Here is a 22,402-nt window from a genome sequence, read left to right on the forward strand (position 1 = left end):
TTCAAAGGTTTTATGATATCGAATACTTGCAATTTTTCGCAAACTAACCTGAACTGCACTGGTAGCGGACCAATAATTGGAGTGAGTCGTTAGTATCGTATGAAACGAAATGATCTTGCCGATTGAAAAACGTAAACAGGAAAACGCTGAGATAAACTTGGCAAACTGTGGTCCAAACATCCAACAAGGAGAGAAGTATGAAATTTAAAACAGCCCTAATGGGCGCTGCTGCTGCTTTTGCACTGGCGCCAATGGCCCATGCCGAACGTGGCGCAGACGGCCATGTGAACATCATTTATTGGCAGGCGCCGTCGCTGATGAACCCCTATCTTTCCGGCGGGACAAAAGACCTTGAAGCTGGCAGCTTGGTTATTGAACCGCTCGCCCGCTACAACCAAGATGGCACCATTGTTCCTTTTCTCGTCGAAAGCGTTCCAACGGTTGAAAACGGTGGCGTTTCCGAAGATTTGACAACCATCACTTGGAAATTGAAGTCCGGCCTTTTGTGGTCCGACGGCACCCCTCTCACCTCAGAGGACGTTAGATTCACTTGGGAATATTGCACAACGGAAGGTGGCGGTTGCTCCCAGTCCGAGAAATACAATGACGTCGTTTCGGTCGATACACCCGACGATCTGACCGTTGTGGTGACGTTTGGCATTTCCAAGCCGTTCCCCTACGGACCCTTTGTAGGTGCGCAGGCACCGATCATTCAAAAAGCACAATTCGCAGATTGCTTGGGCGCAAAAGCTCCTGAATGCACAGACGCGAACTTTAGCCCTATCGGCACTGGCCCCTTCATGGTCACCGAATTCCGCCCAAATGACGTTGTGTCCTTGGTCGCGAACCCGAATTACCGTGACCCAGCCAAACCAGCGTTTGCAACGGCAACGTTGAAAGGTGGCGGCGACGCAACAGCTGCGGGTCGTGCGGTATTGGAAACAGGCGAATTTGACTACGCTTGGAACCTTCAGTTGGCTCCAGAAGTTCTCGAAGCGATGGAAGCCAAGGGCAAAGGCGAAATCATTTCCGGCTTCGGCACATTGGTTGAACGCATCATGGTCAACCAAACCGACGTTAACCCTGACCTCGGCGATGAGCGCGGCACGATTGCGCATCCACACCCTTTCCTTACAGACATCAACGTTCGTAAAGCGCTTTCCATGGCGATCGACCGTGCGTTGCTGACTGAAATCGGCTATGGCGCGGCTGGACGTCCTACATGTAACGTTCTGCCTGCTCCTGCGATCTATGCTTCGACTGCAAACGATGCTTGCCTCGTGCAAGATATCGCTGGCGCGAATGAGCTTTTAGAAAGCAACGGTTGGGTTAAAGGCGCAGATGGTGTTCGTGCGAAAGACGGCGTTCGTCTTTCTATGCTGTACCAATCATCCACAAACGCTGTTCGTCAGGATTTCCAAGCGCTGATCAAACAGTGGTGGAATGAAATCGGTGTTGAATCCGAGTTGCGCAACATCGACTCTTCCGTGTTCTTTGGTGGTGACCCCGGTTCGCCCGATACCTTCCAGAAGTTCTTTGCGGACGTTGAAATGTACGCCAACAACTTTGACGGCACAGATCCAGAAAGCTACATGGCGAACTGGGAATGTAAGCAAGCTCCTCAACCAGAAAACCAATGGCAGGGCAACAACATGCCACGCTTCTGTTCTGAAGAGTACGACGCCCTCGTTGCCAAAATGGCCACAACAGGCGACATCAATGACCGTGCGGAAATGGCAAAAGCTATGAACGACATGCTCATGCAAGAATACGTCATCATCCCGCTCGTGGATCGTGGCCGTGTTTCTGCGCACTCCAATACTCTTGGCGGTGTGATCCTGAACACATGGGACAGCGAGCTGTGGAATGCAGCCGACTGGTATCGCATGTAATCTATGAAATTGGGCGCTCCCTGCAATGGGAGCGCCCTTTCTTCATAGGCCCTTTCCTTGGGTAAATTCATAAAGATAGAGCCGACCAACTCGGCCTAGGACTTTCCGTATGCTGACATTCACTATTCGCAGGCTCTTGATTGCGATCCCAACAACGATCCTCATTTCGTTGGTGATCTTCCTCCTGCTTGAACTCGCGCCAGGCGATCCAATGGCCTCCGTGCCACTGACGGTCCCTCCAGAAGTCAAAGCGCAAATGCGCGAAGCCCTTGGACTGGGTCAACCGATCCCCATCCGTTTCGTGAAATGGCTTTATCAATTCTATGTCGTAGAGCCGATCTATATTTTTGACGCCATGTTTGGCACCCATTTTTCCCAAGACATGCCGCGTATCATTAGCTGGCAGTGGCGCTCCTCGGTCATGGATGTAGTTGCGCAACGTATCCCGCAAACTCTTTGGGTTGTTGGGCTTTCCTATGTGGTAGGTACGCTGATCGCGCTGCCAATCGGGGTGATTTCAGCTTACAAGCAATACTCCATCTTTGATCAAATCGGGACGTTCATCTCTATGATCGGCTTTTCGGTGCCGACCTTCTTTACCGGCGTACTACTTATCGTGGTGTTTTCGGTCAAACTGCAATGGTTCCCATCGATTTATGACACGACCCATGTGGTCAACAGTTGGTCCTCGTTCGTTTTCCAAGTGAAACAAATGATCATGCCGGTCTTTGTGCTCGCGCTCTATAATGCCGCGCAAATCAGCCGGTTCATGCGGGCGTCGATGCTCGACAATCTCAACCAAGACTATGTACGCACAGCGCGTGCCAAGGGATTGAGCGAGAAAACAGTGGTTTTGGTCCATGTCTTGCGCAACTCGATGATCCCTGTGGTGACCGTGATTGCGCTTGGGGTTCCGACGGTATTTTCGGGCGCGATCATCACTGAGCAAGTGTTTAAGGTAAACGGCCTTGGCCAGCTCCTGATTACAGCGATCCAAGCCAATGACCTCCCGACAGTTCAGACCCTCACCGTGATCTTTGCGATCCTTATCATTCTCTTTAACCTGATCGCGGATGTGCTCTATGGCATCCTCGACCCAAGGATCCGCTATGACTAAACCTGCAGTTCATTCCCTCGATATCGTCGATTTGGAAGCTCCCCGCAGTCAGTGGTGGGACGTTTGGGATCAATTCAAAACACATAAAGGCGCGATGGCGGGGTTGGTTTTCTTTACCTTCATTGTGCTCTTTGTGCTCATCGGTCCGTGGCTCTGGACGATCGACCCGACCTACATCGATATCCGCGCCCGCAATCAAAGCCCGAGTTTCGGACATCCCTTTGGCACCGACCAACTCGGGCGCGATATGCTTGCGCGTATGATGGCGGGCGGCCAAGTGTCGATGGCTGTTGGACTGACGGCGATGGGTCTGTCGCTTGTTGTGGGAACGTTTGTCGGCGTTGTTTCGGGGTATTTTAAAAGCCTCGATGGCCTTCTGATGCGCTTCACGGACTTATTCCTTGCCCTGCCCTTGTTGCCGCTTCTCTTGGTAACCATCATGCTGTTCAGAGACCCGCTAAGCCGCGTATTTGGTCCAGCGGGTGGTATCTTTGTGCTGATGGTGTTTGCCATTGGGATGACCAGTTGGATGCAAGCCGCGCGGATCGTGCGCGGCGATGTTTTGGCGCTCAAGGAGCGCGAGTTTGTACTGGCGGCTCATTCCATCGGCACGCCTCCGACAAAGATGATCGTACGTCACATCCTGCCCAACGTTATGTCACCTATTATGGTGTCGGCCACGCTAGGGATTGCCAATGCGATCATCACGGAAAGCGCGCTGTCGTTCCTTGGCCTTGGCTTTCCACCCGACTTCCCGACATGGGGGCGTTTGTTGTTTGACGGCGTTGATTACCTGCAGCAATATCCCGAACGCGTCATGTGGCCCGGTGTGGCGATCTCGTTCACCGTTCTGGCCGTCAACTACATTGGCGACGGTTTACGCGATGCACTCGACCCACGCATTCGCGGACGTTAGAATACAAAAACAGCGCGCGGATCACTCCACGCGCTGTTTTCATTTCAGAACGTCCTTCTTTAAAAATCGCTCGTGTGTCGTTTGGATATCCGCCCTTTTACTCGCCGAACACCCGCCCAAACACAAAGCATAACAATCGGAACAAGCCCTGTCACAAGCCATGCCTTGTTCACCCCATAAGCTGCGGCAAACGGGGCAAGGACATACATCAACAGATTGACCGTGTAATAGCTGACAGCAACGACCGAGAGCCCCTCGACGGTTTCTTGCAGGCGCAATTGAAGGTCGGCGCGTTTGTCCATGCTTTGCAGGATGGCTTGGTTCTGGGCGCTGCGCTCAACGTCTACGCGGGTGCGGAGCAAATCGCCCGCACGCAGGGCCCGATCCGACATGCTTTGCAACAAGCGCGAGGCCGCTTGGGTGGTACGCATCGCGGGATCAAATCGGCGCATCATGAACTCCGCAAGGGTTTGATGCCCCTTCAAACGCTCTTCGCGCAGGACCGAGATCCGCTGGGTGACAATGGCTTCATAGGCGCGGGTCGCCCCGAACCGATAGCTCACATCTGCGGTTTCCTGCTCAAGGCGCGCCGCAAGGGGAAGCAACGCCGCCAAAGTCGCTTCGGGCGCGACCTCCAAGTCCGACATTTCCAGCACAAGTTGGGTCAGCTGGGCGTCCATTCCGCCCAAATCCCGCATCAACCGCTGGGCGCGCAAATACCCCAGTAGTGCTGCCGTCTTATAGGTTTCAACTTCGCAAATGCGCTGCATAATACGGCCAACCCGTTGCACCCCGACATTCGGGGCCACAAACAACGCAAATCGTACATGCCCCGCGCTATCAATCCGAAAATCCGAAGCAATAACGGCCGACTGATCCACGACATAACTCACCGCGAGGCTCTCTGGCACAAACCAGTCTTTGAGGTCGCGGGTCAGGCTCTCAATCTCGGGAGTTTTTGCGACATGGATGAGCATCGATGTGATCCGCTCTCCGGGGGCCACGTCCAGCCAATCGGGTGGGAAAACATCAAATTCAACGGGATCGAAGGGACGGAGCGCCTCGCCTTCGGTGATGATCGTGTAGGTGACAAACTCGCTGTGGCTCTCCCACTTCAAGAAATGTCGCCCGATCGCACCAAAATAATGCGTGGCGTCCGGTGCAGGATGCGCTGCACCGTGACGGTCCAACAGCATCAAAAGATGGGCGCGTTCTGCCGACAGGTCGCGGTGCGGTGCGGGACCCGTCAGAAGCGCCAAAAAGGCCACTTGTGAGGGCGCTTGTATCGCTGGAAACGGGCGATCATGGAGCGCATTGGCGAGTTGATAGCGCTGTGAGTGGTCTTTCACCATGGACTGGGCCTTTTCCTGAGTTTTCGATTGAATAATGTACGATGGGCTTCACCGCAAGAAATAGCTGTATGTTTTTCAACATGTTAGAAGTGTGCATTGGTATACAAGCCGCCCCAACGCAAAACGCCCCGCAATTTCTTGCGGGGCGCTCTGTGGTTTTGTAAATGGCTGACTAGCTGATTTTGGTCAGCAGCAGATCAAGAGAAGTCTTCGCATCCCCATAGAACATCCGTGTATTCTCTTTATAAAACAGCGGGTTCTCGATACCGGAATAGCCCGTACCTTGACCACGCTTAGACACAAACACTTGCTTGGCTTTCCAACATTCCAACACCGGCATACCGGCGATCGGGCTGTTTGGATCATCCTGTGCGGCGGGATTTACGATGTCGTTAGACCCAATCACGATGGCAACATCCGTCTTCGGAAAATCGCCGTTGATCTCGTCCATTTCCATCACGATGTCATATGGCACGCGCGCTTCGGCCAGCAAAACGTTCATGTGCCCCGGAAGGCGACCCGCAACAGGGTGGATCGCAAAACGCACAGTCTTGCCCTTGGCCCGCAGACGTTTGGTCAACTCGGACACTGATTGCTGTGCCTGAGCCACCGCCATGCCGTAGCCTGGAATGATGACAATGCTGTCCGCTTCATCAAGCGCTGCTGCAACCCCGTCGGCGTCAATGGCGATTTGCTCGCCTTCGACCTCCATTTGAGGTCCACTTGTGCCGCCAAAGCCGCCCAAGATCACGCTGACAAAGCTGCGGTTCATCGCCTTACACATGATGTAGGAGAGGATCGCACCCGAGGAGCCAACCAAGGCCCCCACAACGATCAACAGATCATTGCTGAGGGAGAAACCAATCGCCGCAGCCGCCCAACCAGAGTAGCTGTTGAGCATGGAAACAACGACCGGCATATCCGCGCCACCGATGCCCATAATCAAGTGATAGCCGATGAAAAGCGCGGCCAGAGTCATCAAGAACAGTGGGAAGAACCCGCCAGTATTGAAGTACCAAACCAAGCAAATCAACGAAATACCCGCAGCCGTTGCATTAAGCGTATGGCCGCCCGGAAGTTTCGTTGCGACTGTACTTACCTTGCCCGCGAGCTTGCCATAGGCAACGACGGAACCTGTAAAGGTGATCGCACCAATAAAGATACCAAGGAACAACTCGACCCGCAGGATTGCGACTTCAACGCCTGTTTTATGCGCCAAAAGGCCCGCAAAACCATCCAGACCCTGCCGAGTTGCAGCATCCATACCCATAACGCGGCCCAACTCGATATGCGCGGCAAAGCCGACAAACACAGCGGCCAAACCAACGAGCGAGTGCATCGCCGCCACAAGCTGTGGCATCTCGGTCATCTGAACGCGTGTTGCGACCTGATAACCGATGGCACCGCCGCCCGCGATGAGCAGAATTGAGAGCCACCAGAGGCCAGCCCCTGGTCCAATCAGCGTCGCAAATACGGCCAAGGCCATCCCCACGATACCGTACCAAACTGCGCGTTTTGCACTTTCCTGCCCTGACAATCCGCCAAGCGACAAGATGAAAAGAACAGCCGACACTACATAGGCTGCGGTTGTAAATCCGTAATCCATCAATCAGTCCCCCTTAAGATTTCTGGAACATGGCAAGCATGCGCCGAGTTACGAGGAAGCCACCAAATATGTTGATCCCAGCCATAAAGACCGAGACAGCAGCAAGGAGGATCACAAGGAAGCTGCCCGATCCGATTTGCATCAAGGCCCCCAGAATGATGATCGATGAAATCGCATTGGTCACCGCCATCAACGGCGTATGCAACGAGTGCGCGACGCCCCAAATGACCTGAAAGCCAACGAAAACCGCGAGCACAAACACGATGAAGTGCTGCATGAAGCTCGCAGGAGCCACAAGGCCAATACCGAGCAAAACCGCTGCGCCAACCGCAAGCAAAGTCACTTGCTGTTTGGTTTGCGCCTTGAACGCCGCGACTTCCGCCGCGCGTTTTTCCTCAGGGGTAAGCTGTGGGGCCACCTCTTTGGGTTTCTGGGCTGCGATGGCCGCAATCTTGGGAGGTGGTGGTGGGAAGGTGATCTCTTTTTCAAAGGTCACGGTCGCGCCACGGATCACGTCATCTTCCATGTTGTGGTTGATCTTGCCGTCTTTTTCCGGTGTCAGATCAGTCAACATGTGACGAATATTTGTGGAGTAGAGCGTGGAAGCTTGCGCGGCCATCCGGCTAGGGAAATCAGTATAACCGACTATGGTCACGCCATTTTTGGTTACGATTTTCTCGTCCGGCACGGTGAGCTTACAGTTGCCCCCCTTCTCGGCGGCAAGGTCGATGATCACAGAACCGGGCTTCATTGCGGCAACCATGTCTTCGGTCCACAATTCAGGTGCTTCACGGTTCGGGATCAGCGCCGTGGTGATAACAATGTCCATCTCTGGAGCAAGTTCACGGAACTTAGCCAATTGTGCTTCGCGGAACTCAGGGGAGGAAACCGCAGCATAGCCACCTGTCGCCGCGCCATCCGCTTGGGCTTCCTCAAAGTCAAGGAACACAAATTGCGCACCCATAGATTCGACTTGCTCGGCCACTTCGGGCCGCACATCAAACGCATAAGTAATCGCGCCAAGGCTTGTTGCCGTTCCGATGGCAGCCAATCCAGCAACCCCCGCGCCAACAACCAAAACCTTCGCTGGAGGCACTTTGCCCGCTGCGGTGATTTGACCCGTAAAGAAACGTCCAAAGTTGTTGCCAGCTTCGATAACAGCGCGGTAGCCCGCGATATTTGCCATAGACGACAACGCGTCCATTTTCTGGGCGCGACTAATGCGCGGCACCATTTCCATGGCAATCACATTTGCGCCTTGCGCCCGTGCCGCTTCCATTCCGTCCGCATTCGCGGCAGGATTAAAGAAGGAAATCAACGTTTGCCCTTGGGTCAATCGTTTGGTTTCCGCCGCACTGGGCTGACGTACTTTGACGACAATGTCAGAAGCTTTCCAAAGCGCGGCTGCGCTCTTGAGAACTTCGACGCCCGCGTCTTTGTACAAGGCGTCGGCAAAGCCCGCTGCTTTACCAGCACCTGCTTCAATTGCGCACTCATACCCCAGTTTTTGCAACTGGAGAGCACTATCGGGTGTCATCGCAACGCGATTTTCGCCCTCAAAAGTCTCCTTCGGTGCTCCGATTTTCACAGCACATTTCCCCTTTTTCACATTCTTTGCCTGAAATTGAAACTTCTGGCGTTGTATCTCATATCTTGCGCAAGATTGTTTCTCAACACTTGTTCATAGGTTTAGCGCTAACATGGAGCATTTAGGAACCGCGTTCCCCTTGCAATCCCCATTCGCGAACGTCAGCATCGCAAAAAACAAGGAGCGCACCATGACTGACTTTGCCCATACCAAATCCCTTTTTGCCCTTCCGGAGGGCGTCATCTATTTGGATGGGAATTCCTTAGGGCCGCTCCCAAAAGCCGCTGCAGCGCGGGTTCAGAAAACCGTGGAGAATGAATGGGGTAATATGCTTATCTCAGGATGGAACAAAGCAGGCTGGATGGCGCAACCAAGCCACCTTGGGGACCGCATCGCGCGCCTGATCGGAGCCCCAGATGGGACTGTCACCTTGGGCGACACCCTTTCTGTAAAAATCTATCAAGCCCTCGCTGCAGCCCTTGCCCTGCGTCCGGATCGCAAAAAAATTGTCTCCGATAATGGCAACTTCCCGACTGACCTTTATATGGCACGCGGCTTGATCGAAAGCCTGAACGAGGGTCACGTTCTTTGTACGCCCGCCCCAGAGGATGTTGCCGATGAAATTGATACCGACCTCGCGGTCTTGATGCTCACCGAAGTTGATTATCGCACAGGCCGTCGCCACGATATGAAAGCCCTCACTCAAGCGGCACACGCGGTGGGCGCGATCGTGATCTGGGATTTGGCGCATTCGGCGGGCGCGTTTCCCGTCGATGTCGCGGGTTGCAACGCGGATTTAGCCGTAGGTTGCACCTATAAATACCTCAATGGCGGCCCCGGAGCGCCGGCCTTCATCTATGTCGCGCCAGAACATATCGAAAATGTGCAACCCGCGCTGGCGGGTTGGCTTGGCCATGACGCGCCGTTTGAGTTTGATCTAAAATATCGCGCTGGAACGGGGATTGAGCGTATGCGGGTTGGCACACCCCCGTTTTGCAAATGGCCGCGCTTGAGACCGCGCTGGATATTTGGGATTTAGCCTATTTGAAGGACGTTCAAGCTAAATCAATTGATCTAACCCAAGCCTTTATTGCGGAAATTGAGGCGACCTGTCCTAGCCTCACCCTCGCCTCGCCGCGCGATCCCAACACGCGTGGCAGCCAAGTTTCTTTCGCACATCCGGAGGGTTACGCGATTATGCAGGCGCTGATTGCGCGTGGTGTTATCGGCGACTTTCGGGCGCCCAATATTCTTCGGTTTGGCTTTACACCTCTCTATATCGATATGGCGGATGTTCAAGGGGCCCTCGCGATTATCGCAGATATCATGACGAACGACCTCTGGGATCGACCAGAATACAAAACCCGCGCGCGTGTCACATGACGCCATTTGTGCGGCGCTATCGCGATTTTGACGCCCCAGCCTGTTACGAAATTTTTTGTCGAGCGGTTCACGTTGGGGCCGCTCAATACTATTCCGAACTGCAGCGAAACGCTTGGGCACCGCATACAAAAATGCCCGAAAGCTGGCCATTGGAACTAGCGGAGCAAGCCTGCTGGGTGGCCTCGGTGGAGCAAAAACTCGTCGGCTTCTTTTCGCTTGAGTCTGACGGCCATTTAAGTTTGGCCTATGTCGCCCCCGAGTTTCGACGTACGGCGGTAGCTGCCGAACTCTATAAAAAGATCACAGAAGATGCGCAGCGTTTGGTGTTAGCGCGTCTTTTTACCGAAGCGAGCCACCTTGCGCGGCCTTTCTTCGAAAAACGCGGATGGCACGTTACAGCTCCAGAAGTCGTCATGCGAAACGGCGTAGAGATTGAACGCTTTCAGATGGCAAAAGACTTGAAGTTACGATCAGACAGCCTTGCGAAATGTCAAGTTTAGACGGCGCGGACCTAGATCGGGATGCACACCTGATTGAATGGCATTGACAGCGTGAAAACACAGGCGCGAGGGACCACCCCAAACCACGACATCCCCATGTTCCAAAAGGATTTTCCGCGTTGGGTTTGTCCGCTCCAACCCGCCAAAAAGGAAGGTCGCGGGAAGGCCCAAAGACACAGAGACAATCGGCTGCTCCAGCCCCCCTTCGTCGCGATCCTGATGCATCGAAAGCTTGGCGCCAACACGGTATTGATTGATCAAACAGGCGTCCGTTTCAAATTGCGCATATCCAGCCGCTGCGGCCGCGGATTGCGCCAATTCCAAAAAACAATCCGGCAGATTTGGCCACTGATTTCCCGTCATCGGATCCTGCTTCGAATACCGATAGCCCGAAGCGTCGCTCACCCACCCAGCAGACCCACAATTTGTCATTCCGACCGACATTTTATGGCCACCGGGGGTAATTAAATGGCGAAAGGGCGCAGCGGTGACCACCTCTTTGAGCGCGCGATAGAGGCTCGGCATCGCGTCGCCCACAAACCGTGGCAAAACGACCGCCCCTTGGGCGAGCTCAATCGGCGATTGTGGAATGTCATCAAAGAAACTGGATTGCATGCCACAAATCTATGCGCAGATTTGTGGAATTACACCCCGTTTGTTGCGAAAAGCTTTACGCGAGCCATTTTTCGTAGTCCGACACCAAAAGATGCGTTGGAGCCACGTCTTCTTCGATCTGTGCAAACCGCCCAATCGGCGCGCGGAAAATATTGTCTGTGAGGTCGTCATTAACGGTTGAAACCTCGCCGATCAAAACCGCGCCGCCCTCGCCCCAAAACGCATGCCAATCACCAGGCATTAAGGTCACGCTCTCGCCGGGGGCAAATTTCAGAATTTCACCCGGTGTGAATTGACGCTCAATCCCGTCGCAATAAACGGTTCCACCCGCAGTTTCGTCAAAGTTGCCATCGGCATCCGACCCAAACAATTCAATCGCCAAAGTGGCGCCACCGCGGTTGATAATATCCTCGGCCTTTAGAACATGGGTGTGCATGGGGCTGATTTGATTTTCTTCGGAAATCAACAGCTTCTCAGCATAACACATACCGCCGCCGCGCTGCAGATCACTCAAACGGCCATTGCGCAATGTGAACAGAAACAAGCCAAGCGCATCAAAATCACCCTCGCCATAGTCGGTGATGTCCCACCCTGCGCGCGCAGAAATAACTGCTTTTGCACGGACTTTATTACTGACGAATTCCTCGGGCGACCAATAGGCGAATGGCGGCAAAGTAAACCCGTGCGAACGGATCATTTCATCCGCCTGAGCCATAATTTCATTGATGCGCGAACGTTTCATATTGGCCTCCAAACCAGACTTTATTCGGGTTTTACAGACCGCCACGCCTCAGGCAAGACATTTATGCAGTTTTGGAAAACATCACGTTTTTGTTCTGTGCCCATTTATGCACCGCAGTACCAAAAGCTTCAAACAATGGGCGGGACACAAGATCGGCGTCCGCGTTCCATTCGGGGTGCCACTGAACCGACATCGTAAATCCGGGAGCATCCTTAATATAAATCGCTTCGGGGGTCCCATCGGGCGCATATCCATCAATAACGACCCGTTTCCCAGCGGTCTTGATCCCCTGCCCGTGCAGCGTATTCGTCAATACTTTATGTGTGCCAAAAACGGCGGCGAAGGGTCCATCGGGTGTGAGGGTCACGTCGTGGCGTAACTCGAATTTTTCTTCCAAGGTTCCGTCGGGCGGCATGCGGTGATTGTCACGCCCCTCAAGGTCACGGATTTCGGGGAATAAGCTTCCGCCCATGGCAACGTTAACCTCTTGAAACCCTCGGCAAATGCCGAAAATAGGCTGGCCACGTTCAACACAGGCCCGAACGAGGGGTAAAGTAACGGCATCCCGCGCCCGATCAAAATCACCATGCGCTAGGGTTTCAATTTCGCCGTATTCCTCAGGATGCACATTCGCCCGAGCGCCCGTAAATAGAAACCCGTCACAACTTTCGAGCAAATCTTCAACCGAAACATAGCGGGGGTCGGCGGGGACGATAAGAGGCGTACATCCGGACACGTTTGAAATTGCACAGCAATTCATTGTTCCTGCCGACTGCGCCGGATATTGATCATTAATTAGAAAGTGATTGCCAATGATGCCTACAATAGGGCGCGCCATAACGTCTCCGAAACATGAGTAACAGATATACTATAGCGCGTTTATTTGCTGAAAGGTGACCCAAATCAACATAAAAATGTGCCCCAACGCACAAGCGCCTGTGCAGATTTGTACGTAAATACAGGCTTTTCCAACCAAACCAGTACCGTCACTTAAAATGCTGGCAGTTAGGGGCCTGAACGCCTTTTCTTTACGCGTTTTTGGACTTTACGAACTTTTTTCTTTCAGCTCCAAACGGCGGGCATGAAGAACGGGCTCCGTATAACCAGAAGGCTGAACGCGCCCTTTGAACACCAAATCACACGCTGCTTGAAAAGCGATACCAGCAAAGCTAGGAGCCATGGGAATGTAAGTTGGGTCAGAGGCATTTTGCCCATCAACGACTGCCGCCATTTTCTGCATGGCGCGCATGACTTGTGCTTCGGACACAACGCCATGATGCAACCAATTCGCCAAAGCTTGGCTTGAGATACGGCAGGTCGCACGGTCTTCCATCAGGCCAACGTCATTGATGTCAGGCACCTTGGAACATCCGATCCCCGCATCAATCCAGCGCACGACATATCCGAGGATTCCCTGCGCGTTGTTCTCAATTTCGGCCGCAATTTCTTCATCACTCCAGTTGACCCCATTTGCGACAGGAATGGTCAACAAGTCGGCCAAAGAGCCGCGAGGTCCGCCCGCCGCGATCGCGCGCTGACGCTCAAACACGTCGATGGTGTGGTAATGCGTGGCATGCAGCGTGGCGGCCGTGGGGCTTGGAACCCACGCGCAATTGGCCCCCGCCATCGGATGGCTAGATTTCGCAACCAGCATATCCGCCATCAAATCGGGCATCGCCCACATGCCCTTGCCAATCTGTGCCTTGCCAGACAACCCACAAGCCAAGCCAATATCAACGTTGCGATCCTCATAGGAAAGAATCCAAGGCATTGATTTCATGTCGCCTTTTTTCTGGAACGGTCCTGCTTCCATAGAAGTATGGATCTCGTCGCCCGTGCGATCCAGGAAGCCAGTGTTAATAAAGGCCACCCGCTTTTTTGCGGCACGAATACACTCTTTCAAGTTCGCCGAGGTACGGCGTTCCTCGTCCATAATCCCCAGTTTGACGGTGTTCCCAGGCAAGCCGAGGGCGTCCTCTACCCGTGTGAAAATCTCATCTGCAAAAGCCACTTCTTGGGGGCCGTGCATCTTGGGTTTCACAACGTAAACACTGCCCTCGATGGAATTTCCGCTCTCGCTCTTAAGGTCATGCATTGCGATAAGCGTGGTCACCATGGCATCCATTAAGCCTTCGCCGATTTCCAGTCCATCTCGGTCCAAAATAGCGGGGTTGGACATCAAATGCCCCACATTGCGCACGAGCATGAGCGAGCGCCCCTTCAAGCTTTGCGTCGATCCATCCGCTGCAGTGAAAACCACGTCCTGCGCGAGCACACGATCAAAGGTCTTACCGCCTTTTGAGACGGTTTCCGAAAGGTTGCCCTGCATCAATCCAAGCCAATTGGAATAAGCCAAAACTTTATCCTCGGCATCGACAGCGGCCACGGAATCTTCGCAATCCATGATCGTTGAAACAGCACTTTCAAGGATAACATCCGCAAGGCCAGCGGGATCAGTGGCACCAATTTGATGTGCCTTATCAATGATCAAACGAATATGAAGACCGTTCTTCGCCAGCAAGACTTCGGAGTCTGCATAGCCCACGTATTGCGCGGGGTCAGCCAATTCAAACTCACCCAGATCAAGCCCCTTTGGACCTGCGGCAATTGTACTAACTTCCGCCCACGTTCCACTTTTCAATGGAATGGCCTTGTCCAAATGCGCCTTTGCGGCCGCAACAACGCGGGCGCCACGCGCAGCATCATACGCGCGTCCGGCGGGTAAATCACCAAGTGCATCCGTGCCATAATACGCATCATAAAGGCTGCCCCAACGGGCATTCGCCGCATTGAGCGCAAACCGAGCATTGGTAATCGGAACAACCAATTGAGGGCCCGGTAGCGTCGCAATTTCTGGATCAACATTGTCGGTTTCAATAACAAAATCGGCGCCTTCGGGAACCAAATACCCGATATCCTTAAGAAACTGAGTATACTCAGCCGCGTCATGGAGTTTGCCACGACGTTTTACGTGCCATGCGTCAATTTCGGACTGGAGCCGCTCACGTGTCTCTAGCAGCGCCCGATTTTTTGGACCCAAATCATGCACAATTCCAGACAGGCCCGCCCAAAAAGCATCAGCAGAAACGCCTGTCCCTTCAAGGGCGCGCTCCTCGATAAATTGCACCATTTCTGGGGCAACCTGCAGGCCATTTCTTTCCAGATATTGCGTCATGGTCGTCTCTCCGATTGTCATTTGGCCGCAAATTACGGGCAACACGGGAGAAACGCAAGCTGCTGGTAAGGTCTTATTACCAATTGAACTCGAACGCCTCACAAAAGAATACTCTGGGCCTTTCACGCGATATTTTCTGTCAAAATTCGTGTGTCTTCCCCACGACGAAATGCCCTTGCAGCCCTCAAGCGAAACTGTTCAACTTTGGGTAACCAAAAGGATTGACGACATGCCAAGCACTACCGAACAAACGATTTACCTGTCCGACTACAAAGAGTTTTCGCATTTTATTGACGGGGTAGAACTGACATTTCAGCTGTCTCCGACAAAAACGCGTGTTAAAAGCAAAATTCACTTCCGTCCCAATCCAAAAGCACCAGAGCAAGCGTTTTTCCTCCACGGCGAGCACTTAAAGCTCATTTCGGCGCATATCGACGGCGTCAAAATTTCCCCTACCCTGACCGAGACGGGCCTCACAGCCGAGGTTCCAACTGGCCCTTTCATATTCGAAGCAGAAGTCGAAATTTCGCCCGAAACCAACACGGCCCTTGAAGGGCTTTATATGTCCAACGGCATGTATTGCACGCAGTGCGAGGCCGAAGGGTTTCGCAAAATCACCTATTATCCCGACCGCCCTGATGTGATGGCGACCTTTAAAGTGCGGGTCGAAAGCGCGTTGCCTGTTTTACTCTCGAACGGCAATCCGGGTACGTCAGACGAGGGCATTGCCGAGTGGCACGACCCTTGGCCAAAACCCGCGTATTTATTCGCGCTCGTGGCGGGCGACCTCATCGCGCATTCCGATAGTTTCACGACGAAATCGGGCAAAGATGTCGCGCTGAATATCTACGTCCGTCCGGGCGACGAAGATAAATGCGCTTTTGGTATGGGCGCGCTAAAACGCTCCATGACGTGGGACGAGGACGTTTATGGCCGTGAATACGACTTGGACATATTCAACATTGTCGCCGTGGATGACTTCAATATGGGCGCAATGGAGAACAAGGGATTGAACATATTCAACTCTTCTTGCGTTCTTGCCTCGCCCGAGACGTCGACCGACGCAAATTTTGAACGCATCGAAGGCATCATTGCCCATGAGTATTTTCACAACTGGACGGGCAACCGAATTACCTGTCGCGACTGGTTTCAATTGTGCCTCAAAGAAGGCCTCACGGTTTTCCGCGATCAGCAGTTTACGAGCGACATGCGCAGCCACGCCGTGAAGCGGATTGACGACGTTATTACCCTGCGCGGCCGCCAATTCCGCGAAGACAACGGCCCCCTCGCCCACCCCGTGCGCCCAGAAAGTTTTGTTGAGATTAACAATTTTTATACGGCCACCGTGTATGACAAAGGCGCCGAAGTGATCGGCATGTTGAAGCGCCTTGTCGGAGATGAGGATTATAAACGGGCGCTGGACCTTTATTTCGAGCGCCATGACGGTGACGCGGCAACCATTGAAGATTGGCTCAAGGTTTTTGAGGATACAACAGGCCGCGACCTAACACAGTTCTCGAAATGGTATTCCCAAGCGGGGACACCGCGCCTTTCGGTGGCGGGTGAATTTTCGGATGGCACCTATATCTTGCACTTCAAGCAAGCGACGCCGCCAACGCCGGGGCAACCCGTCAAAGATCCACGCGTCATTCCTATTGCAGTCGGGCTTTTGAACCCCAATGGTGATGAGGTGCGCGAGACCTGCATTCTTGAGATGACAGAGGCGGAGCAGAGCTTTCGCTTCACTGGTCTCAGTACAAAGCCCATCCCCTCAATTTTACGCGCTTTTTCAGCGCCTGTGATCCTTGAGCGCCAAAGCAGCACAAAAGAACGCGCGTTTCTTTTGGCCCATGACACCGATCCGTTCAACAAATGGGAAGCGGGTCGCGCGTTGGCCAAAGAAACCCTTGTGGCGATGCTGACTGCGGATGCGCCCGTGAATTCTGACTTTCTTGATGCACTCGCGGCGGTCTTGCGGGACGAAAACCTTGATCCTGCATTTCAAGCTTTGGCGCTCGCGTTGCCAAGCCAAGATGACATCGCACAAACCTTGTTTGATGCCGGAGTTACACCTGATCCGATGGCAATCTATACCGCCCTTGAAACGCTGTCTCAGTCGATAGCACAACATCTTCAAGACCTCTTGCCACGCATTTACGCGGCCAATCATGTCGATGGGCCGTTTAGCTCAGAGGCCGCCCCCGCTGGAAAGCGCGCGTTACAAGGCGCAGTTCTTGGCCTCATCTCGCGCCTTGACGGTGGCGACCAAGCCCGTGCGCAATATGCGGCCGCAGATAATATGACTCAACAATTACAGGCGCTTGCGTGCCTTTTGCGCATTGATCGCGGCCAAACAGAACTTGCATCATTTGAGACCCAATGGGCGCAGGATCGCCTTGTTATGGACAAATGGTTCGGCCTTCAAAGCGGCCTCGCAGCACCTCAGAAAGCAGCGGCGATCACCGAGACTCTCACCAAACACGCGGCCTTCGATTGGAAAAACCCAAACAGATTTCGCGCGGCCCTCGGCGGTCTTACGGGCAATACCGCTGGCTTCCACGCCGCCGACGGAGCTGGGTACAAGCTGGTGACCGACTGGTTGATCAAACTAGACGCGGCGAACCCCCAAACAACGGCTCGTATGAGCACCGCTTTCGACAGCTGGCGTCGGTATGATGCGAGTCGCCAAGGGCAGATGATAGAGCAACTCAAACGCATCCAAGCCACGCCAAACCTATCGCGCGACACCCATGAAATGGTGACCCGTATCTTGGGAAGCGATGCATGACCGAACGCAAATCAGTTTTGATCACGGGGGCAAGTGCGGGCATTGGTGCGGCCACCGCCGTACTTGCGGCGGCGCAGGGCTATAATGTCGGCATCGGATACCGCAGCGACGAAAAGGGCGCACGGGAGGTGGCCAAACGGGCGCACGCCTTGGGTGCGAAAACCGTTCTTCTTCAAGGCGATATGGCGGTTGAGGCAGATATTCTTCGGATTTTCACTCAATGCGACACAGCCCTCGGCCCCCTCTATGGGCTTGTAAACAACGCAGGAATTGTCGACACGACACAGCGTGTGGAGGACATGTCGCGCGTCCGTTTAGAGCAAATGTTCATGGTCAACACTGTTGGCGTGATACAATGCGCCCAACATGCCGTGAAGCGCATGGCCAAAAGATACGGTGGGGTTGGCGGCTGCATTGTGAATATCTCGTCCGTCGCTGCGCGCACCGGAAGTGCGGGGCAATATGTGGACTATGCGGCATCAAAAGCAGCGGTCGATATTTTCACCACGGGATTAGCGCAAGAAAACGCCAGAGAAGGCATTCGCGTCAATGCCGTTCGTCCGGGAATAACGCGCACGCAAATCCACGCGAAAGGCGGCGAACCTGGCCGCGAAGACGCACTGGCTCATTTGATCCCAATGGGACGCGCAGGCGAGGCCACCGAAATCGCGGAAGCGATCCTGTTTCTGCTCTCGGAGAAGGCGTCCTATATGACGGGCGCCATTCTAGATGTTGGGGGCGGGCGCTAATTTAAGTCGTGCAATAGCTCTGGGCGTTGGTCCATGCGCGCATATCCTCGCGTTTTTTGCGATTGTGAAACGGGCCCCAATCAGCGGCAACTCCGCGGAAATTATCTGCAACAACTCCATCGCGCGTCACTGTCGTAGACCAAATTTTCATCGCACAGGAGAGGTTACTTTTGCCAACTTTGAGGTCGGCAACACTGGTCGCATTACAGCCGTAATTTCTGGCCGTAGCGGGGGCGATTTGCACCAAACCGATCCATCGGCCACCACCACCCACGGCTTTGGGGTTCCACGTGCTTTCGTGTTTTGCCAAAGCCGAGGCCAACCCCGACCAAAACAACGCACGTTGTTCTTGATCGTTTTCAATGTAAGCAGGACACCATTTTTCAATATCTCGGGGTGTTAGCTCTGTGAGGACAGACCCATTGTCCGAAATCGCCTTAAGCGTGGCCTTGGTCCAGATGTCGGATTCGGGGCGATGATCCCACCGCATCACAACATCAGAAGACGGATCAATGTCAGCATTTGCGTTGTTACCATTGCCACAGGCGCTCACTGCTAGGACCGCCACGACGGCAACGGCAAACTTACTAAATACGATCATTAGGTTTTCTTTCTGAGGAATCTTGCGCCATCTAGGTCATTTTTATCTCGCTTGGCAAACTCGGCTTAAATTTTGGGCCAATTCGCGCGGTTTTTTGCCACCGTGTTCCTTTCCCGCCCCCTTGCCTCGGCTCATGGTCTGATTTACAGATGCGGGCACAACTTGATCCAAAGACCCAAGGGAATAGACCATGCTGGACCTGACCTACGAAGCGCCGAAAATCAAAACCATCGCTGGCGCAAAGCACGACTGGGAACTTGTGATCGGGATGGAAATCCACGCACAGGTCGCAAGCAACGCGAAACTCTTCTCTGGCGCCAGCACCAAATTCGGCAATGCACCCAACAGCAATGTCGCAATGGTTGACGCGGCCATGCCCGGAATGTTGCCTGTGATTAACGAATTTTGTGTCGAGCAAGCGGTGCGTACGGGTCTTGGCTTGAAGGCTGCGATCAACCTCTATTCCGCCTTTGACCGCAAGAATTATTTCTACCCAGATTTGCCGCAAGGGTATCAAATCAGCCAACTTTACCACCCTATCGTGGGCGAAGGCGAAGTGCTGGTGGAAATGTCCGAAGGAATCGCCCGCGAAGTGCGGGTTGAGCGCATTCACCTTGAACAAGACGCCGGTAAATCCATCCACGACATGGACCCGACAATGAGTTTCGTCGACCTGAACCGCACCGGTGTGGCCTTGATGGAAATCGTCAGCCGCCCCGATATTCGTGGCCCCGAAGAGGCCGCCGCCTATGTGACCAAGATGCGCCAAATTCTGCGGTATCTCGGCACATGTGATGGCAATATGCAAAATGGCAGCATGCGCGCAGACGTGAACGTTTCGGTATGTTTGCCCGGCCAGTACGAAAAATACCGCGCCACGGAAGATTTTGGCCATCTGGGAACGCGCTGCGAGATCAAGAACATGAACTCCATGCGGTTCATTCAAATGGCGATTGATTATGAAGCCAAACGCCAGATTGCGATTCTAGAAGCGGGTGGCACTATTGATCAAGAAACCCGCCTATATGACGCGGACAAAAACGAAACCCGTTCCATGCGCTCAAAAGAAGAAGCGCATGACTATCGGTATTTCCCCTGCCCTGATTTGCTCCCACTTGAGATTGAGCAAGAGTGGGTAGATGACATTGCGAAAACGCTTCCTGAGCTTCCAGATGCGAAAAAAGCGCGGTTCATCAAGGACTTTGGGCTATCCGATTATGACGCGACGGTTCTGACGGCTGAAGCCGAGAACGCGGCATATTTTGAGCAGGTCGCCGAAGGGCGCGATGGGAAACTGGCCGCGAACTGGGTCATCAATGAACTCTTTGGTCGCCTTAAGAAAGATGACAAAGACATCGGCTCCTGCCCTGTTAAACCCGCCCAATTGAGCGGCGTTATCGCCTTAATTGCCAACGGCGATATCTCGGGCAAGATCGCCAAAGACCTCTTCGAGATCGTCTATACCGAAGGCGGCGACCCCGCCGAGATCGTCGAAGCGCGCGGCATGAAACAGGTCACCGATACTGGTGCGATTGAGGCCGCTGTGGCCAAAGTCGTTGCCGACAACCCAGACCAAGTCGCAAAAGCGCGCGCCAATCCGAAATTGGCAGGTTGGTTCGTGGGCCAAGTGATGAAAGCGACGGGTGGTAAAGCCAACCCGCAAGCGGTCAACGAAATCGTTGCACGTCTGTTGGCGGAATAACGCACAGTCAGTGAAGATTGAGGACGGAACGCGCCACTTTCGGAGCGTTCCGTTTGGTTTAACTTGAGTTTTCCTGAGATTTCTTTAGGGAACATCCGTGGATGAATTTCAGGGGGCAGTATGCCAACGTACCAATACAAAGTCGTACCCGCGCCAATTAAGGGCCTCAAAGCCAAGGGCGCACGTACGACGGACGAGCGGTTTGCAAACGCTTTCGCCTCTTTGATGAATGAGTTGGGCCGCGAAGGTTGGGAATATTTGCGGGCCGAAACGCTCCCTTGCGAGGAGCGCTCGACCTTTGGGTCCAAAACCACGACCTATCAGAATCTACTCGTGTTTCGCCGCCTGCTGCAAGATGACACAATAAGTGCGCGGTTGCTTGATGTAGAAAAAACAGCGCGGGTGCGCGCGCCGATAGTTGCAAACGAAAAACCGTCAGCGCCCCCCCCTTGAAGCTTTTTGGATCAAAGGGAGATATCTCTCCCAAGGCGCCCGAACTTGAGCCAATCGTCGTCGCGAAAGCCAACGACGATTAAGGCCTATGCCACGGGGGTTATATCCAGTGACAAAGCGTGAATGCGTGCAACCAAATCTTTGCCAAGGGCGGTATGCACCGCGCGATGACGCGCCACGCGCGACATTGGCGTGAAAGCCGCAGACTGAATAACCACCCTGAAATGGCTCTCGCCTGAGCCATCATCGCCCGAATGACCAGCGTGTAGATGGCTCTCGTTTATCACTTCAAGCGCCACTGGCGCAAATTCCGCTGCTAGTTTTGCGGTTATTTCGTTCTCAATAGACATTTTTGGTATGTTTCCTCTTCACCTTACTGCTCAATTCTCTATGCTGGTTTGCTCCGACTCAGAGACGAAGAAGTTTTGAGCCTAACGTCAAATTTACGACATGCACATACAGGACGCCACCATGAAAAAAGACGATCCCTTCGGGTTTGACATGAGCGTGTCTACGGACAAAAAGAAACGCACAAAAGGACGGCGCGGCATGTCTGGCGCGTTTGAAACCTCGACTCGCAAATGTGAGCATGCTGGTTGTGAGGAAGGCGGTAAATATCGCGCGCCCCGCTCCCCTGATCACTTGGACGAATACCTATGGTTTTGCAAAGACCACGTGCGCGAGTTCAATTTGAAATGGAATTTCTTCAACGGGGCGACCGAAGAAGAAATCGACGAACAGCTAGAAAGTGACCGCGTCTGGAATCGCGACACCAAGCCATTGGGCAAGAAAACCCCAGAACAGCGCGCGTGGGAACGCCTTGGCGTGGATGATCCGCATCAAGTTTTGGGCGAGAATGCGACCCGTAATCCCGGAAAATCGATCACCGGCACACGGCGCCTCCCCCCCACGGAGCGCAAAGCGGTGGAAATTCTGGAAGCCAAGGATCACTGGACCAAAGCGGAAATCCGCAAGACGTATAAAAAGCTGATCAAAATCCTGCACCCCGATATGAATGGCGGGGATCGTTCCGACGAGGAACGGCTGCAAGAAGTTGTTTGGGCTTGGGACCAGATCAAGGAAAGCCGCGCGTTTAAAGACGGATAGACCTTTGCGCGGTAAAGGCTCTGCAAACCTAAGATTAACACAGAACACAACGGCACTGCAGTAATGCACGTGCCGTTTTTGCGTTTGCCCACTGGAACAGCCCTCAGGAGAGAGGA

Annotated in this window: 18 protein-coding genes and 1 pseudogene; 10 read left to right on the forward strand and 9 right to left on the reverse strand. The window is 53.6% G+C overall.

From position 1 onward, the window contains the following. Window positions 1-197 precede the first annotated feature (197 nt). The 3 genes from RC74_RS20035 to RC74_RS20045 all read left to right on the forward strand — a co-directional run bounded on the left by RC74_RS20035 (window position 198) and on the right by RC74_RS20045 (window position 3,925). Window positions 198-1,892: a peptide ABC transporter substrate-binding protein gene (locus RC74_RS20035; RefSeq protein WP_038999827.1), complete on the forward strand. Its 1,695-nt coding sequence runs from the start codon at window positions 198-200 to the stop codon at window positions 1,890-1,892. Between the two features lie 109 nt (window positions 1,893-2,001). Then, window positions 2,002-3,009: an ABC transporter permease gene (locus tag RC74_RS20040; protein ID WP_038999825.1), complete on the forward strand. Its 1,008-nt coding sequence runs from the start codon at window positions 2,002-2,004 to the stop codon at window positions 3,007-3,009. Continuing rightward, window positions 3,002-3,925 (forward strand): ABC transporter permease, encoded by a 924-nt coding sequence (locus RC74_RS20045; protein ID WP_038999823.1) that lies wholly within the window; start codon window positions 3,002-3,004, stop codon window positions 3,923-3,925. Before RC74_RS20040 ends, RC74_RS20045 begins: the two co-directional genes overlap by 8 nt. Before the next feature lie 59 nt (window positions 3,926-3,984). Here RC74_RS20045 and RC74_RS20050 read toward each other — a convergent pair whose 3' ends face one another. From RC74_RS20050 to RC74_RS20060, 3 genes are all read right to left on the reverse strand, one after another. Next, complete coding sequence (locus RC74_RS20050; protein ID WP_038999822.1) at window positions 3,985-5,277, reverse strand: DUF3422 family protein; 1,293 nt, start codon at window positions 5,275-5,277, stop codon at window positions 3,985-3,987. 172 nt (window positions 5,278-5,449) lie between these two features. After that, window positions 5,450-6,883: an NAD(P)(+) transhydrogenase (Re/Si-specific) subunit beta gene (locus RC74_RS20055; RefSeq protein ID WP_038999821.1), complete on the reverse strand. Its 1,434-nt coding sequence runs from the start codon at window positions 6,881-6,883 to the stop codon at window positions 5,450-5,452. A 13-nt stretch (window positions 6,884-6,896) separates the two neighbouring features. Continuing rightward, complete coding sequence (locus tag RC74_RS20060; RefSeq protein ID WP_038999832.1) at window positions 6,897-8,471, reverse strand: Re/Si-specific NAD(P)(+) transhydrogenase subunit alpha; 1,575 nt, start codon at window positions 8,469-8,471, stop codon at window positions 6,897-6,899. Between the two features lie 190 nt (window positions 8,472-8,661). Between RC74_RS20060 and kynU the strand changes: the two are divergent. Together kynU and RC74_RS20070 are read left to right on the forward strand one after the other, a co-directional pair. Further along, window positions 8,662-9,854 (forward strand): annotated as a pseudogene (kynU, locus tag RC74_RS20065) (kynureninase). Next, window positions 9,851-10,354 (forward strand): GNAT family N-acetyltransferase, encoded by a 504-nt coding sequence (locus tag RC74_RS20070; protein WP_052274531.1) that lies wholly within the window; start codon window positions 9,851-9,853, stop codon window positions 10,352-10,354. The pseudogene kynU and the gene RC74_RS20070 overlap by 4 nt, the downstream one beginning before the upstream one ends. On the opposite strand, the gene alkB is transcribed toward RC74_RS20070, so the two are convergent. The 4 genes from alkB to RC74_RS20090 all read right to left on the reverse strand — a co-directional run bounded on the left by alkB (window position 10,325) and on the right by RC74_RS20090 (window position 14,886). Then, complete coding sequence (gene alkB, locus RC74_RS20075; RefSeq protein WP_038999815.1) at window positions 10,325-10,969, reverse strand: DNA oxidative demethylase AlkB; 645 nt, start codon at window positions 10,967-10,969, stop codon at window positions 10,325-10,327. The two genes, RC74_RS20070 and alkB, sit on opposite strands and share 30 nt — an antisense overlap. A gap of 55 nt (window positions 10,970-11,024) precedes the next feature. Then, the gene (locus tag RC74_RS20080) at window positions 11,025-11,711 is read right to left on the reverse strand and encodes a D-lyxose/D-mannose family sugar isomerase (RefSeq protein WP_038999813.1); all 687 of its coding nucleotides are present in this window, start codon (window positions 11,709-11,711) and stop codon (window positions 11,025-11,027) included. A gap of 61 nt (window positions 11,712-11,772) precedes the next feature. Further along, window positions 11,773-12,549 carry a gamma-glutamyl-gamma-aminobutyrate hydrolase family protein gene (locus RC74_RS20085; RefSeq protein ID WP_038999812.1) on the reverse strand — a complete coding sequence of 259 codons (777 nt, stop codon included), beginning with the start codon at window positions 12,547-12,549 and terminating at the stop codon, window positions 11,773-11,775. Between the two features lie 207 nt (window positions 12,550-12,756). Next, complete coding sequence (locus RC74_RS20090) at window positions 12,757-14,886, reverse strand: malate synthase G (RefSeq protein WP_062628377.1); 2,130 nt, start codon at window positions 14,884-14,886, stop codon at window positions 12,757-12,759. A 229-nt stretch (window positions 14,887-15,115) separates the two neighbouring features. Here RC74_RS20090 and pepN point away from each other — a divergent pair, with 229 nt between their 5' ends. Together pepN and RC74_RS20100 are read left to right on the forward strand one after the other, a co-directional pair. Beyond that, the gene (pepN, locus tag RC74_RS20095) at window positions 15,116-17,674 is read left to right on the forward strand and encodes an aminopeptidase N (RefSeq protein ID WP_039001349.1); all 2,559 of its coding nucleotides are present in this window, start codon (window positions 15,116-15,118) and stop codon (window positions 17,672-17,674) included. Beyond that, on the forward strand, window positions 17,671-18,423 hold the full coding sequence (locus RC74_RS20100; protein ID WP_039001337.1) for an SDR family oxidoreductase: 753 nt from the start codon (window positions 17,671-17,673) through the stop codon (window positions 18,421-18,423). Before pepN ends, RC74_RS20100 begins: the two co-directional genes overlap by 4 nt. 1 nt (window position 18,424) lies before the next feature. Here the strand turns inward: RC74_RS20100 and RC74_RS20105 are convergent, their stop codons facing one another. Continuing rightward, window positions 18,425-19,024: a transglycosylase SLT domain-containing protein gene (locus RC74_RS20105; RefSeq protein WP_039001336.1), complete on the reverse strand. Its 600-nt coding sequence runs from the start codon at window positions 19,022-19,024 to the stop codon at window positions 18,425-18,427. 190 nt (window positions 19,025-19,214) lie between these two features. Between RC74_RS20105 and gatB the strand changes: the two genes are divergently transcribed. After that, a complete protein-coding gene (gene gatB, locus RC74_RS20110; protein ID WP_039001335.1) occupies window positions 19,215-20,726 on the forward strand; it encodes an Asp-tRNA(Asn)/Glu-tRNA(Gln) amidotransferase subunit GatB in 1,512 nt (503 codons plus the stop codon). 120 nt (window positions 20,727-20,846) lie between these two features. Then, a complete protein-coding gene (locus RC74_RS20115; protein ID WP_082802374.1) occupies window positions 20,847-21,179 on the forward strand; it encodes a DUF4177 domain-containing protein in 333 nt (110 codons plus the stop codon). Between the two features lie 86 nt (window positions 21,180-21,265). On the opposite strand, the gene RC74_RS20120 is transcribed toward RC74_RS20115, so the two are convergent. Next, entirely contained in the window at window positions 21,266-21,529 is a 264-nt protein-coding gene (locus RC74_RS20120) for a BolA family protein (protein ID WP_039001334.1), read from the reverse strand. Window positions 21,530-21,650: 121 nt separating this feature from the next. Between RC74_RS20120 and RC74_RS20125 the strand changes: the two genes are divergently transcribed. Continuing rightward, on the forward strand, window positions 21,651-22,286 hold the full coding sequence (locus RC74_RS20125) for a DnaJ domain-containing protein (RefSeq protein ID WP_039001333.1): 636 nt from the start codon (window positions 21,651-21,653) through the stop codon (window positions 22,284-22,286). The last annotated feature ends 116 nt before the right edge of the window (window positions 22,287-22,402 follow it).

Origin of the sequence: Falsihalocynthiibacter arcticus, assembly GCF_000812665.2 — a bacterium.
GTDB lineage: Bacteria > Pseudomonadota > Alphaproteobacteria > Rhodobacterales > Rhodobacteraceae > Falsihalocynthiibacter > Falsihalocynthiibacter arcticus.